The sequence below is a fragment of the Paenibacillus sp. FSL K6-0276 genome, from assembly GCF_037977235.1.
Lineage (GTDB): Bacteria > Bacillota > Bacilli > Paenibacillales > Paenibacillaceae > Paenibacillus_AQ.
Genome location: NZ_CP150276.1, coordinates 4,942,521 through 4,957,149, shown reverse-complemented (window position 1 = coordinate 4,957,149; position 14,629 = coordinate 4,942,521). Strand labels below are relative to the sequence as shown.

The 14,629-nt window shown below is 44.8% G+C and carries 11 protein-coding genes; 6 read left to right on the top strand and 5 right to left on the bottom strand.

The genetic code is table 11. The annotated features are described in order from the left end of the window. Nucleotides 1–71: 71 nt before the first annotated feature. The 5 genes from MHH52_RS23465 to MHH52_RS23445 form a co-directional block, all read right to left on the bottom strand. Nucleotides 72–3,416, bottom strand: a complete 3,345-nt coding sequence (locus MHH52_RS23465; protein WP_340004691.1) for an SNF2 helicase associated domain-containing protein — start codon at nucleotides 3,414–3,416, stop codon at nucleotides 72–74. Nucleotides 3,417–3,499: 83 nt separating this feature from the next. Then, complete coding sequence (locus tag MHH52_RS23460; protein ID WP_340004689.1) at nucleotides 3,500–4,189, bottom strand: TetR/AcrR family transcriptional regulator; 690 nt, start codon at nucleotides 4,187–4,189, stop codon at nucleotides 3,500–3,502. 56 nt (nucleotides 4,190–4,245) lie between these two features. Beyond that, the gene (locus MHH52_RS23455; protein ID WP_340004687.1) at nucleotides 4,246–5,301 is read right to left on the bottom strand and encodes an ABC transporter permease; all 1,056 of its coding nucleotides are present in this window, start codon (nucleotides 5,299–5,301) and stop codon (nucleotides 4,246–4,248) included. After that, nucleotides 5,298–6,029: an ABC transporter ATP-binding protein gene (locus MHH52_RS23450; RefSeq protein WP_340004685.1), complete on the bottom strand. Its 732-nt coding sequence runs from the start codon at nucleotides 6,027–6,029 to the stop codon at nucleotides 5,298–5,300. Before MHH52_RS23450 ends, MHH52_RS23455 begins: the two co-directional genes overlap by 4 nt. A 459-nt stretch (nucleotides 6,030–6,488) precedes the next feature. Next, nucleotides 6,489–7,142: a GntR family transcriptional regulator gene (locus tag MHH52_RS23445; RefSeq protein ID WP_340004684.1), complete on the bottom strand. Its 654-nt coding sequence runs from the start codon at nucleotides 7,140–7,142 to the stop codon at nucleotides 6,489–6,491. A gap of 224 nt (nucleotides 7,143–7,366) precedes the next feature. On the opposite strand from MHH52_RS23445, the gene uxuA reads away from it, so the two are divergent. The 6 genes from uxuA (at nucleotide 7,367) to pstA (ending at nucleotide 14,572) form a co-directional block, all read left to right on the top strand. Then, nucleotides 7,367–8,443 carry a mannonate dehydratase gene (gene uxuA, locus MHH52_RS23440; RefSeq protein WP_340004683.1) on the top strand — a complete coding sequence of 359 codons (1,077 nt, stop codon included), beginning with the start codon at nucleotides 7,367–7,369 and terminating at the stop codon, nucleotides 8,441–8,443. Continuing rightward, complete coding sequence (locus MHH52_RS23435) at nucleotides 8,444–10,066, top strand: mannitol dehydrogenase family protein (protein WP_340004682.1); 1,623 nt, start codon at nucleotides 8,444–8,446, stop codon at nucleotides 10,064–10,066. A 246-nt stretch (nucleotides 10,067–10,312) separates the two neighbouring features. Further along, nucleotides 10,313–11,749: a stalk domain-containing protein gene (locus MHH52_RS23430; protein WP_340004681.1), complete on the top strand. Its 1,437-nt coding sequence runs from the start codon at nucleotides 10,313–10,315 to the stop codon at nucleotides 11,747–11,749. Nucleotides 11,750–11,803: 54 nt separating this feature from the next. After that, nucleotides 11,804–12,664, top strand: coding sequence for a phosphate ABC transporter substrate-binding protein (locus tag MHH52_RS23425; RefSeq protein WP_340004680.1), 861 nt, complete (start codon nucleotides 11,804–11,806; stop codon nucleotides 12,662–12,664). 82 nt (nucleotides 12,665–12,746) lie between these two features. Next, nucleotides 12,747–13,694: a phosphate ABC transporter permease subunit PstC gene (gene pstC, locus MHH52_RS23420; RefSeq protein WP_340004679.1), complete on the top strand. Its 948-nt coding sequence runs from the start codon at nucleotides 12,747–12,749 to the stop codon at nucleotides 13,692–13,694. Further along, entirely contained in the window at nucleotides 13,691–14,572 is an 882-nt protein-coding gene (pstA, locus tag MHH52_RS23415; RefSeq protein WP_340004678.1) for a phosphate ABC transporter permease PstA, read from the top strand. The genes pstC and pstA overlap by 4 nt, the downstream gene beginning before the upstream one ends. Nucleotides 14,573–14,629: the final 57 nt, after the last annotated feature.

Here is a 14,629-nt window from a genome sequence, read left to right as displayed (position 1 = left end):
AATCAGTATAACTAATATTTCAAAAAAAGCAATAGGGGGTATGCTTGGTGAAATCTGGACAATCAATTATGTTAGATCATCAGAATCTCTCGGATGTCTTGTTCTGTAAGCGTAGATAATCCTTCCTGACCTGGTTGGATCACCTCATCGATCAAGTTCCTTTTCTTCTGTTGTAGCTCATACATCTTATCTTCCACAGTGCCTTGGGTGACGAGTCGGATCACTTGCACTACTTTTTTCTGCCCGATTCGGTGAGCCCGATCCGCAGCTTGTTGCTCGACGGCAGGGTTCCACCATAGATCGTAAAGGATTACAGTATCTGCCCCAGTTAAGTTAAGTCCGGTTCCGCCAGCCTTTAAAGAGATCAGGAAAATATCTCGCTCTCCTTCATTAAACTTATTACATAAATCTACCCTTTGAGACACAGGCGTTTGACCATCTAGATAAAAATATGGAATTCCTTGATATCCGAGTTCACGTCCAATCAGACCGAGCATCTCTGTGAATTGGGAGAATACTAGTATTCGTTTACCCGAACTGCGGCATTCCTCTATGATTTCGAGCAGCTGCTCGAACTTGGCGGAGCTTCCTTCATACCCTTCCACAAATAGAGCCGGGTGACAGCATAGCTGGCGCAGACGAGTGAGACCAGCAAGGATTTTAATCCGATTATTATTACCGAAACTATCCTGGGTCAGATGCTTTAGCGCCTCTTTTTTCAAACGGGCGAGATAAGCGACATATAACTTCTTCTGCTCAGGTAAGAGCTCACAGGCTTGAAGGGATTCGATTTTCTCAGGAAGTTCTTTTAACACATCACTCTTTAAGCGCCGCAGCAAAAAGGGACGTGCCCGCTTCGCAACCGTTTCCCTCGGTAAATCGTGGAAAGCTTTCTTGCCTGGAAAGAGCCCGGGGAACACAGTGCCGAAGATGGACCAAAGATCTTCCAGCGCATTCTCCACAGGAGTCCCAGTAAGTGCAAAACGATGCCGGGCCTGCAGAGCCATCACGGCTTGGGCGGTCTGCGTAGTGTGGTTCTTTATAGTTTGCGCTTCATCGAGAATCAGGGTATGAAAAGACTTCTTAGCATACAACTGAACATCTCTACGAAGTAGCGGGTATGAGGTGATGATTACATCAGCCTTCGCTGTATTTTTTAAAATCCGACCTCGTTCTGTTAAACTTCCATCAGCAATAACAGCTTTGATCTCAGGCGTGAACTTTTTAAGCTCATTATGCCAGTTGTACGTGAGAGAAGCGGGAGCGACAATAAGAGCGGGCAGACCATTCTGACGAATATCCGGAAGCTCGGAGAGCAGAAAAGCGATACTCTGCAGCGTTTTGCCAAGTCCCATATCATCCGCTAAAATCCCCCCGAAACGGTAGTGGGCCAGCGTTTTCAGCCACTGAAATCCATACTGCTGATAATCCCGGAGCACAGGAGCTAAACTCTCTGGTATAGGAAAATCAAGGTTCTCAGGATTGTGCATGTTCGCCAGTAGCCGCCTGAAAGATCTGCTAAGCTTGACGGAGTCGCTTTTCTCGTCTGCAGAGGTCAAATGTAATCCACGAACAATCGGAAGAGAAAATGCTGCACCTTTGATCTCACCTTCTCGAATGCCCATCTCGTTCATAAAGGTGATGATTTCTTGGAGCTCCTCGCTTTCCAGCGGTAGCAGCGCCCCTTCGGGCAAGCGGTAGTATTTACGTTTATCCTGAAGTGACTTTAGAACCATAACAATCTCAGATTCGGGAATACCACCCATGTCGAATTTAAAATCAAGCCAGTCCGTTTTCTCATTCCAACTAATACTTACCTTGGGTGGTGTGGTCCCCGTGAACAATCTTTCTTTGACAGAGGTGGTCGCATATACCGTAAGCAAGGGTTCTAGCAACGGAATCGTATGATACAAAAAATCGTACTCGCCATCCTCATCGGTCATAATATAGCCACCTTCGGTTTTGGCGAAGGATTCATGCTCCATCAGCTCCAGAATTCGGGATTCCCCGTCCCCGTCTCTGATAAGAATCAAGTCTGTACCGCGAACATGGGTTTTTTCGTCTAAGGGATTGATGATGATATCACCATACTGGAACTCCAGCCCGGCGAGCAGTCGATCTCTCACACGGTCTAGATAGAGCCTCGCCGTAAGCTTATGTTGAACAATTCGATCAGCAATGGAGTCAGCGATATGGACGTTTCCCAGTTTTTTTAGACCAGGAATAACCTTGTCCATAAAAGGCTCCATTTGCTCGGGTGCAATATCGATGCCATCTCGCCGGGAGGAATCTAGCATTTTCTTCATCTCAGCTAGACGCATGCATTCCTGAGCGGAAAGCTTCAGTATTTTTCCTTCAGACAGCACAATCCCGTAGTCTTCCAGAACCAAAATCTGCTCAAACCCCTGAATATCCAGGTGGTATCCTTCGCCTTCGGCTTGCTCGAACGCAAAGTTAAGGGGAGGTGCTTCATTTGACATATGAATGCCTTCGTACAGAATCTCTCCTTGTTGCAGATATACCGACGAAACCTCTGAAAGTGCGGGCTGAACCTTCTCCCAGAAAAAAGGAGGGACAGCCAGCAGGCGATCTCCTCCCAGGTTGCCGCCATATGGAGAATGGTGAGTGACGTTATCGCGATACATTTTTTCATTTAAGACAATTTCAATAAGCTTCTGAAGAACGGCGTTATCTTCCTTCCGAAAGCTATGAATTGCAGGATCATAGATAAAATGCTTCGAGAATTCGAAGGTTTCTCCACGGTGTACGCGTTCTAGAAAACCTCTTATTTTTTGAACGATATATATACGTTTTAAGCCGACTTTTATTTCTATACCTAGCATGGTGCTGCTGTAGCTATAAGTGAATGGCTTGCAGATGAACTCTACATTTAGCGGGATTCTATTATCCACAAAAGCTCCAGTACCGCTTGGACGAGGACTATGGTTGCTGAACATGCCTAGTAGGCTGCTCACAAGATGATGATCTCTGGACATTCCTCCCATGTCTCGCGTAGAATCTGTAACCATACGTGGGGTTAAGACTCCAGTATCTTCAATAGTAGAAAGGCTAGAAGTTTCGGTACGATCTGGCCGTTCTCCAGCAGTCTCAAGGGCATCAATGCTGATCAGTACGGCTGCGATATGTTTGCAGAAAGGCCCCCCATGCGAATAAGCAGGACAAGTACACTCTGCCTTAACATCACCATCAATATCGATGACAACCATGACTTCGTAGTCAATGCCCCCTTGAACGAGCGCTTCATAACGAGATCGGGGCAGATCTGGGATGGATTCATTGCGTTCTTCAATATCAATGATATCGACGCTTCCAGACTGGTAATAAGCCAACCCTTTTTCAAAAATAGACTTGCCGCACAGCAGCTTAATTACCCGTTCTGTTACACTAAAGCCCATAACATAATTCCTTCCTCGTAACTTGTTCTTCGAAAAGTCCGAATTATTATATATTCCTTATGATAACAGAACGGGCGTGCGCATCAAATAGGGGCCGGTGCTCGACTAATCCCATGCATTATAAAATGGATTGTCAGGTTAATCTCTTCCTCGTCATTCCAGTCCTTCTCTGGCTGTAGCAGCAGGCGATTAAGCACATACCCTACAACGGATGAAATAGTGAAGCGTAGAATAGCGGGTGTAGGTAATTCAATGACTTCGCCTTTTGCCTTGAAGTGCTCAACAATTTCGATGACGCGCTCCAGCACCTTGCTTAGTATATTCTGCGCGAATTGCTCTCTGAGCACCGGTTGGAAAGGGATTTCCTGAATTAGAATCTTTAGAATTTTAAAATTCCTGCGGGCGAACTCCAGCCGATTGATGATAAACGTCCGCAGGAATTCTTCAAAATTGTCATAGGGAACATCGAGTACCCCGTTGAAATTTCGCATTACAAAAGGAGCGAGCATACGACTCATGGTGGGACCTACGATGGACAGCAGTAGATCTTTTTTGGTCTTGTAATATCGAAAAATCGTTCCCTCCGCCACGCCCGCCTTCTGGGCAATCTCACTAGTCGCAGCAGCAGAGTATCCTTTTTCGGAAAACACCTCAATCGCCGCTTGCAGAATGGAAATCTGTTTCGGTGTCAGCTTCTCGTCTTCACTTCTGGCCAGCAGCTCTTCAATCCACTGCTCTTCTATATTTTGTTCCGTAGAATCGTGTTCCTTCATTACACTTGCCCTCCAAATTTAATCCATTTCGTTCAACCGATAAAACCCTTTTGAAGCTACATTTTGCGGTGCTTGCGCAGTGCCAATACATTCAGAACCATGAATAGTAGTGAAAATCCGATCAGCACATAGACATCCAGAGCGATTGCGCTCCATCCTTTGCCGCGGATCATGATGTCCATAAGCGCTTCTGATCCATAATAAATTGGCGTTGCGTAGCCTACGCGCTGTAGCCACAGCGGAAGGGTGTCGAGCGGGAACAGTCCGCTGAGAAAGACTTGTGGCACGATAATGAGCGGGATGAACTGAATCATCTGCAACTCGTTAGCCGCAAAAGCCGACAAAAGCGTGCCAAGCGTCAGAGCTGTCATCGACAGGAGTAAAGTGATCAGCATGACGTAACCAAAGCTACCTGTCATCATAATGCCAAGAATCTGAATGGAAAACCACGAGATCAACAGCGCTTGGAATACGGTGAAAATACCGAAACCACATACATACCCGAGTACAATCTCCCATCTTTTTAAAGGAGTAGAAAGTAGGCGTTCAAGCGTGCCGGTGGTCCGCTCCCGTAGGAATGACACACCCGCAATTAGGAATACGAAAAAGAAAATAAATACGCCAATCATAATCGGACCGAAACGGTCGATTGTCTTCATATTCTCAGAACCGTAAAGATAGCTGATCTGCGGTTGTAATTGCAGTTGTTTCTCTATATTAGGAAGAAGTTTTTGTGATGACTGTTGAAGCGTCATGATTACCGCCTTATTGGCGGTAGGATTGCTGCCTTCTAACAGCACTTGGGGAATGACTGCTGAATCCCCAGCCTTTCCGTCTAAAGTGAACAAAGCGTCAATCTTTCCTTCTACTAAAGCACTTTTTCCTAGCTCTGTGCTGGCATATTCTTCGACTGTTGCGTGTTGTTCTTTTAGCGCAGCTGTCATATTTAGAGGTACACCGGACACACCGATTTTTGGCTCATAGGCGTCACCGTTGAATACCAAACTCATTAAACTTAAAACGAGGAGCGGTGCGATGAACATTAGAGCCATCGTTCTTTTGTCGTGAATAAACTGTCGTAAAATCCGTAAGGTAATCGCTCGAATTCTCATGAACGGACACCTCCATAGTATAGAAAGGCTTCCTCAATAGAGGTTGAACCGGTAGCTTGCAGCAGTCCAGCAGGCGTATCGGCGGCAAGAAGCTTGCCATCACGGATCATTCCGAGTCGATCGCATTTTTCAGCCTCATCCATGACATGCGTAGTCAGTACAATCGTGGTACCTTTCTGGTTCAGAGCTTTTAGTTCTTTCCAGACGGATAGTCGGAGTACTGGATCGATACCTACTGTTGGTTCATCAAGAATAAGTAGCGGAGGCTCATGGAGTAGCGCAATCGCCAGCGATAGGCGGCGTTTCATTCCGCCAGAGTATTGATCTACTCTTTTGCGAAGATGCTCTTGTAGATCCACCAGTTCCATAACAGCTTTGATACGCTTGCCGCGTTGCTCACCCTTTAGTCCATATAGCGCAGCAAAGAACTCCAGATTCTCCTTCGCACTGAGTTCTGTATATAGGGCATCGGACTGAGCCATATATCCAATTTGCTGCAGCATGGATAACTTAGGCATGGTGACACCAAGCACCTTCACCTCGCCAGAGGATACCTCATCAATACCTGTAAGTAGCTTCACTAGCGTTGTTTTTCCGGAGCCAGATGGCCCTAGTATGCCGAAGGTTTCCGCACGCTCCACTTGAAGCGAAATATCTTCGAGCACCTGTTTGTCCCCAAAGACTTTACCGATATGGCTCACTGAAATGACTGGAACTTCTGAACCCATGTTCATCTCCTCGATTCTGAATGGTCTAGGATACAAAATGTTGTTGCTGAATGCTCTCCACAACAATAATGAGTGAGCGCTCACTCATTATTGTGCTCCGGAATCCAGTAAATGTAAAGTGCTCAATTTTTTCTTCTTGAAATCTGTAATAAAGCGCAAAGTAGCGGCATTTTTGCACAAGATGCGAATACCTGCTCACGAACCAACTTGATGCAGAAATGAGAGCAATTCGTGATCCCGACTTCCTCTTGAGTTGGAGAAAGTGATAGGGGAGCAGAAGCTAACGTTTATCTTCTTGCCTGGAAGTCAGTTCGATTTCGGCTGGTTTCGATTTGAATGATCGATTGTCATTTTCTGTGAACAAAATAATTCACGTTATGAAAAAAAGAGGCCGTTCCAAAAGCCATGAAAATGGCTGCTTGGGTCGGTCGCTTTGTGTTTAAGTAGTTTTTTGCGTTATTACGCTTTAATATAATCCGCAAAATTCTCCAGCAAGTATAAGGAGTTAATATCTTCACGCAAATGATGCTGGACTAGCTCATCAATTTTGTCTGTTTCATGGTTTGTCATACAATCCAGGATCATATGATGCTCGCTCAAAATTTTCTCCAGCTTTTCTTGTTTTAGCATATGCAAGCGCCGATACCTTTCATAATGCACATTGGAGAACTTAATTAGCTTCCACAAAAATTCATGTCCTGCTAATGTGAATAGTGTCTTATGAAAGGTGTCATCCAAGGTAAGAAAGTGCTCAAGTGCATGATCCTGATGTATGGCGTTCCTTTGCTCTTCTAAGTTCTTCTTAAGTTCCATAATACCTTTAAGAGTAAGGCTACCGGATAGACCTTTGATAATATCTTTTTCCAGAACACTTCTTAAATAGATGATTTGCTCGACCGATTCTAAACCAATGTACGAAACAATATTCCCTTTTTTCGGATACACATCAATATAGGATTCAAGTGATAGTTGCTTTAGTACATCGCGCAAAGGCGTTCTGGATATCTGAAACCGCTCGGACAATACCGTCTCACTCAGAATGGTTCCAGGCTTTAGGGTTAGGTTAAGAATTTCATGCTTTAATAGGTTCAAAATATCTTTTTTGGTGGACATGAGGTTACGTCTCCATTGCCATTGAATTTGTAATTAGTATACATGAAGCCGGATGTTGACAGAAGAAAGTTATTTCAATTATATATTTGTGACATCTTGTATACAAGTTGTAAATAAAATATATTACATTGTTGACAATAATCATAATTTCATTCTAATATTTGAGTATATTATCTTGTATACAAGATATCGACATGTGAAATTATAGGAGGTTTTTTTTCCAGATGAACATGACATGGAGATGGTATGGAGAAGGGAATGACAACATTACGCTCGATCATATTCGGCAAATACCGGGGGTAATGGGAATTGTCTGGTCACTGCATCATAAGGTGGCAGGCGAAGTGTGGGAAATGGATGAAATTCAGAAGGTTGCGGATCAAATTACGAGCAAAGGGTTCAGTACTGCTGTAGTCGAGAGTGTAAATGTCCATGATGATATCAAGATTGGACTCCCAACGCGTGATAAATATATCGATATTTACATAGACACCATCCGGAAATTAGCCAAGGTCGGTGTTAAAGTGATCTGTTACAATTTCATGCCGATCTTTGACTGGACTCGGACGGAGCTGTACAAAGAATTGCCGGATGGCTCGAATGCTCTTTTTTATGAAAACGCGGCTATTAATGAGAACCCACGTGACATGGTGAATCGCATTTTGGAGGGTGCTGGCGAATTTACGATGCCTGGCTGGGAGCCGGAGCGACTTGCGAAGCTCGATGAGCTATTCGCCGCTTATGCAGATGTAACGGAAGAGAAGCTGTTCGAGAATTTGGTCTATTTTCTGAAGCGAATTATTCCTGTCTGTGAGGAAGTGGACATCAAAATGGCGATCCATCCCGATGATCCTGCGTGGCCGATCTTTGGCTTGCCCCGCATTGTCCGTAGCCGCGATACGATCCGCCGTTTACTCGACGCAGTAGATAGTCCGTATAATGGATTAACCTTCTGTACAGGGTCACTCGGTACGAATCCGAAAAACGATCTGCCAGCTATGATTCGGGAATTCTGTAATCGCATTCATTTTGCCCATATTCGAAATGTTAAGGTTTTTGAGAACGGTGATTTTATCGAGGTATCTCATCGTGGACGGGACGGCAGTGTGGATGTGGCAGAGGTTGTCAAAGCGTATCATGAGAATGGATATACGGGATATGTACGTCCAGATCATGGTCGTCACTTGTGGGGAGAAGAGAAGACTTGCCGCCCGGGATACGGACTGTACGATAGAGCAATGGGGATCATGTATTTACTTGGTGTATGGGACAGTCTTAACAATACAATGGAGGTGAAGTGAATGCTTCTCCTGACAAGAGAGAGTATTCAATCATGTGCAGAGGAGTGGAAGGGCGCTGACGTGGAGCTTCCACAGTTTGATTATGAACAGGTGGCGGAGAATACACGCGTTAGACCGGAATGGGTTCATTTTGGAGCAGGGAATATTTTTCGGGGATTTGTTGCGAATGCTCACCAGAAGCTGTTGGAGCTTGGAAAAGCAGATACAGGTATTATCGCCGCTACCTCCTCTGACTACGAGCTGATTGACAAGATTTATAAACCGCATGATCATTTAACACTTCTCGTGCTAATGAATGCGCGTGGCGAGTTTACGAAAAAGGTCATTAGCAGCATTACTGAGGCCATTATGGCAAACAAGAATCGTGCGCAAGATTACTGCCGTTTGGTTGAAGTATTTGAAAATCCGAGCTTGCAGATGGCCAGCTTCACTATTACAGAGAAGGGTTATACCTTGACGGATCCTAATGGAATGTACCTTGATATCGTGAAGAATGATATGGAGCAAGGGCCAGAGCAGCCTTCCCACAGCATGAGTGTTATCGCTTCTCTTGCTTACCGTCGATATCTTAAAGGTCAATATCCAATGACTTTTGTTAGTATGGATAACTGTTCGCACAATGGGGATATGCTGAAAAAAAGCGTGATTACAATCGCCAAGACATGGGCTGCAAAAGGGTATGTGGAGGAAGGTTTTGTAGCGTATCTCGAAGACGAGAGTCGCATAACCTTCCCATTGTCGATGATCGATAAAATTACACCTCGTCCGTCCAAAGCTGTTCGAGATGCCTTGCAGGAGCAAGGGATTGGCGGTATGGATATACTTATTACCTCGAGAAACGCTCATACCGCACCTTTCGTTAACGCAGAGGTCAGTGAATATCTGGTCATTGAGGATAAGTTTACGAATGGGCGCCCATTATTAGAAAAAGTGGGAATTACATTCACAGATCGTGAGACCGTGAATAGGGTGGAAACGATGAAGGTTACAACCTGTCTGAACCCCTTACACACTGCATTAGCGGTCACTGGCTGTCTGTTAGGATATAAGCAGATTTCAGATGAGATGCAGGATCAGACACTGCGTACATTGGTTGAGAGGATTGGGTACAAGGAAGGATTGCCTGTAGTTGTAGATCCTATCATTCTAGATCCACAGCAGTTCTTGGATGAAGTGCTGCAAGAGCGATTGGCGAATCCATATATTCCAGACACCCCGCAGCGAATTGCGACAGATACGTCGCAGAAGGTGGGTATTCGTTATGGGGAAACGATCAAATCCTATGTACAACGAGAAGATCTTAATCCTACTGTGTTGACGGCAATTCCATTAGCAATTGCTGCGTGGTGCCGCTATTTGATCGGAGTGGATGATGAAGGAAATCCATTTGAGCTGAGTTCCGATCCATTAATGGAGTCACTTCAAGAACATCTGCAAAGCGTGACTTTGGGAGATTTGACTTCTAATGTTCATAAGATTCTAGATAATGAGAAGATCTTTGGTGTACTGTTATATGAAATTGGCCTTGGTAGCAAGATTGAAGGTTATTTCTATGAAATGCTGAAGGGCCCAGGAGCTGTGCGGAGAACGTTGGAGAAGTATTTGAATGAAGAGTTATTGTAGATCACATTTACAAAAAGCCTCATGGAGTAAAGCCACTGCACCCCGCAGAGCTATACCCAATGAGGCTTTTTTTCGTGTCTAGTCCATTTGGTTTACCTTGGATAGAGCGGTCTAGCACGCCAATATACCTACTTTTTCAAAAAAATAATTATAGTTAATATTTCCATAACATTCCTCTGCAACAGAATTGACATTTGTAGACGAAAATGACATTAGCAGTTACCTATACGAAAAGGGTGAATCTAATTGAAAAACAGTAAATGGATTAGCGCAACGTTGGCTTCAGCACTTCTTGCAACAGTAGGCGTTGGGAGTGTATCTGCAGCCAGCATCGGCAGTAATGTGAAATCTGTAGCTACCAATCAAGTCGCTGCTAAAACAGCAGTTAAAGAAGGTACAACTACTTGGAATGTGAACGGTACGCCGATTGTGTTTAACACCATTAATAGCAGTGGTTACAAGCTTTACTCGCTGAATCAGGTAGCTGGTGAAATTGGAGCTAAGCTAGTACTGGGAGCAGGCGGGTTTGAACTTAATGACAGCAAAGGATTACATAATGTTCAACTTAAAACAGGCTCAAAGAGCTATCAAGTAGATGGTAATTCCGAATCGTTCACAGTTGCTCCAGTATTTTATAACGGTAAAACCTATGTAGAGCTTACTAAATTAGTTAATGCATTAGGTGGAGAGCTGGATGCTGATGCTGGCACGATTCTAAGCTTTGCTCGTCCTGAAGGATTGTTTGATACTTTGCACTGGACAGCTGCTGGAAGCCTTATTGCGAACAAAAGTGATGCGGAAACCGCTCAGCTTATCAAATTTACTACTGACCCAGGTAACTACGAAGTATTTTCTTCGGATGACAGTGCGGTGGATTTTGCAGTATCGCCGGATGGGCAGTGGGGAGCGTTCAATGATGAGAATGGTTTGCTGAATCTGATTAACTTGTTTAGTGGTGCTATTAAGAAGCTGGGTACTGACAACAGTGTGAAGACGGATCTAGTTTGGTCCAAGGATGGTAAAAGTATTTACTTCATCCAAGGTGACAAGCAGGAGAAAATCGCAAAAATCGCTGTAGACACTGGTGTGGTTAAGTCCGTTTTGGCAGATAAGGTTGAGAATAAATCTGAACTGCGCATTTCCGCTGATGAGAAGAGTGCGGGTTACATCGTTAACTTAACGGGTGTGGCTAAAAATGATGCAGATAGCACAGAAGATTCCCTCACCGTAGACTTCAGCTCTGCTGGAGAGCAGCTTTACAAGCTTGATCTGATTACGAAAGATGCTAAGCCAGCTGCCCTGACCACTACACCTGATAACAAGCTGTACCCTGAAATTTTGGCTGATGGAAGCCTCGTATACCTGAGCGCAGATGCAGATGGTAATGCAGTTAACACACTGAAGGTTATAAAAGCAGACGGAACAAGCACTAACATTTCACTTGATGTTGAAGTGAATTGGTCTACTGGTGTTAACAATGGTTTGGTTGTAGCAGGTTCAGCTGCAAACGGAAGCACAGTAGTCTATTCCATTGATAATAATGGAGCAAAGACTGAGCTATTCCGCTCCACTGAAGACGTATCTGAAGTAGCTGTTTCGAATGACGGAAGCAAGCTTGCCATCGTAAGCGACGGCGTTGTACAGGTGATCCAAGGCGGTAAAGCATTGCAACTGTCTAAATAATAATTATCCCTAATCATATTTTAACGGCGTAGAGCCGAGAGGAGAAATAATACAATGAAGATTTTCAAGAAGCTAACAGTAACAGCTCTAACAGCTGTAATTGCGGTAACCGCATCTTTCGCAGGGGTTGCAGCAGCAGCCGATTCACTTAAAGGTAAAATCACAGTTAACGGTTCGACAGCACTTCTTCCATTGACCCTTCAAGCGGCAAAAGAATTCCAAAAGCTGCACCCTAAAGTGAAAATCGCAGCATCGGGTAAAGGTTCTGTCACTGGACCTCAAGCTGTAAAAAAAGGCATCGCTGATATCGGCGCTTGCGACTGGGATGCTAGCATCGACGTACCAGGCTTCAAAGCTTTTGACGGACAGGTAGCAAACAAAGTAGCTGTCATTCCTTTTGCTACAATCGTGAACAAGAATGTTGGCGTAGATAACCTTACAACAGAACAACTTAAAGGTATTTTCGCAGGCAAAATCACGAATTGGAAAGAAGTAGGCGGTGCAGATGCTGACATCGTAGTTATCACTCGCTCTTTCGGTTCCGGTACACGCGTTAACTATCAAGCTAAAGCTTTGGATGGTGGAGATATCGTTAAGAAAGCTAAGAACTACAAAGAAACAGGTTCATCCGGTGACATGAAGACTGCCGTAGGAACAACTCCTAACTCTATCGGTTATATCGACCTTGTATATGTAAGTGGCGACGTGAAAGCTGTTAAACATAACGGTGTAGCTGCTACTACAGACAACGTAATCAATGGATCTTATAAGATCTGGGCTTATGGTTACTACATGACTAAAGGCCAACCTACTGGCGCAACAAAAGAATTTATCGAATACGTACAAAGCAAGAAGTTCCAACAAGGTTCCCTGAAAAAGCTTAAATTTATTCCGATCGAAGCAATGAAGGGCTAATATCATCTAAAGATCATATTGAACGGTAACAGCGGCCAGCTCCGATCTTGATACGGGGGTGGCCGCTTACAGGAGGGAAAGTATGGGGGCACCAGTCCACGGCTTGGCAACTAGGGGAAAAGAGAGCGTAACGCAGGTTAGCGCTAACTCCAAACGTCATGGTAGACATTTGTTTAGCAACAAATTGTTTAAGTTTTATTTTCTATTCAGCATTCTCGCGCTTTGTTTCGTGCTTGGACTTGTAATTCTATTTATCGGCAAAACGGCTATGCTTCTGTTCGGCCATCTCTCGCCTGCGGACTTTTTCTTTTCCTTTAACTGGACGCCGGAAGAGGACTCTTTTGGAGCGGCTGCCTTCATTGTAAATACACTTTCACTAACTGCATTGACGCTGCTGATCGCAGTGCCTATCTCGGTAGGGATGGCAGTACTTTGTGCAGAAATTGCTCCAAAATGGATGAAGACTTTTATCCGTCCAGTACTCGATTTATTGGTGGGTATTCCTTCAATTGTTTACGGTTATCTGGGCTTGACGGTATTACTTCCTTTCCTGCGTAGAGTTAGTGGTGAGAGCTTAGGCGATGGCTTGCTAGCTGCTGCACTTGTGCTCGCATTAATGGTGCTGCCAACGATTTGCCGAATCAGTGATGATGCCATTGTCTCTGTGCCGCGCAAATATCGGGATGCTGCCTATGCTCTTGGATCTACCCGCCTACAGGTAATCATGCGTGTAGTACTGCCAGCGGCTAGCAGAGGGATTATCTCTGCTGTCATTCTGGGTATGACTCGTGCTGTGGGTGAGACGATGGCTGTAGTTATGGTTATCGGTAATACACCGCAATTGGCGAAGTCATTATTCACGCCATCATCGGTGCTGACTAGTAACATCGTTATGCAAATCTCCAATGTAGAGTTTGACTCGACTTGGAACTATGCGCTACATATGATGGCATTTCTTCTGCTAGTAATATCATTTGTATTAATTCTGATTATCCGCGTGCTGGGTAGAAAAAGGAGGGATGCAGCGTGAACGGATTCGCAAGTACAAAGCATACAGCGCGTGCTCAAAGAAACAATAAAATTGCGACCATAGGGTTTTATACGCTTGGGGCCTTAGTCATGCTGCTGATCTTCTGGATGCTCTTCACGATTCTTAGTAAAGGTCTACCGGCACTACGGCCCGATTTCTTGATTAAACAGCCTGAAGAGATTGACGCAGGTGGTGGGATTGGTCCTGTGCTGTTCAACTCGTTCTACATTTTGTTCATCTCGCTGTTTATTTCCGTTCCAATCGGTTTGGGTGCGGGAATCTATATGGCCGAATATGCTCCGGATAATAAATTTACAGGCGGACTTCGTATTTGCGTAGAAGCTCTGTCATCGGTTCCTTCGATTGTGTTCGGTATGCTCGGACTTGCGATATTTGCTGAATATTTCGATATCGGTCTGACGATTCTTGGCGGGGGCGTCAGCTTGGCGCTGCTGAATCTACCAATGCTTGCGCGGGTAACAGAGGAAGCGGTACGTGCCGTTCCTGGGGAGATGCGCGAGGCTGGATATGCGCTTGGGATGACTAAATTCCATGTGATCCGCACGGTAGTACTGCCAGTAGCAATGTCTGCAATTGTTACAGGGATTTGTCTCGTTGCTGGACGCGCCTTCGGGGAGTCAGCGGTTATTATCCTTACCGCTGGCCTCAGTACCTCAGGCGAAATGTGGGACTTCAATCTGTTCTCGCCGGGTGAAACCCTGGCAGTACACCTATGGTATGTACAATCCGAGGCGATTGTAGAAGATGCACGTCAAATTGCTGACAAGTCAGCAGCAGTACTCGTATTTGTAGTTTTGTTTATCAATTTTGTATTTCGATTTCCGCTCTGGCTCGGAAATCGCCGCAAAGGACACTAATTCGTTCACAAGGTACGTAAAAACTGTCACCCGGCAATGGATATCGGTGGGTGACAG

Excerpts from the sequence above, each read along its gene's own strand:
- MHH52_RS23455 (WP_340004687.1), bottom strand. The coding sequence starts at position 5,301 with ATGAGAATTCGAGCGATTACCTTACGGATTTTACGACAGTTTATTCAC.
- MHH52_RS23425 (WP_340004680.1), top strand. The coding sequence starts at position 11,804 with ATGAAGATTTTCAAGAAGCTAACAGTAACAGCTCTAACAGCTGTAATT.
- MHH52_RS23445 (WP_340004684.1), bottom strand. The coding sequence starts at position 7,142 with ATGTCCACCAAAAAAGATATTTTGAACCTATTAAAGCATGAAATTCTT.
- MHH52_RS23460 (WP_340004689.1), bottom strand. The coding sequence starts at position 4,189 with ATGAAGGAACACGATTCTACGGAACAAAATATAGAAGAGCAGTGGATT.
- MHH52_RS23435 (WP_340004682.1), top strand. The coding sequence starts at position 8,444 with ATGCTTCTCCTGACAAGAGAGAGTATTCAATCATGTGCAGAGGAGTGG.
- uxuA (WP_340004683.1), top strand. The coding sequence starts at position 7,367 with ATGAACATGACATGGAGATGGTATGGAGAAGGGAATGACAACATTACG.
- MHH52_RS23465 (WP_340004691.1), bottom strand. The coding sequence starts at position 3,416 with ATGGGCTTTAGTGTAACAGAACGGGTAATTAAGCTGCTGTGCGGCAAG.
- MHH52_RS23450 (WP_340004685.1), bottom strand. The coding sequence starts at position 6,029 with ATGGGTTCAGAAGTTCCAGTCATTTCAGTGAGCCATATCGGTAAAGTC.
- pstC (WP_340004679.1), top strand. The coding sequence starts at position 12,747 with ATGGGGGCACCAGTCCACGGCTTGGCAACTAGGGGAAAAGAGAGCGTA.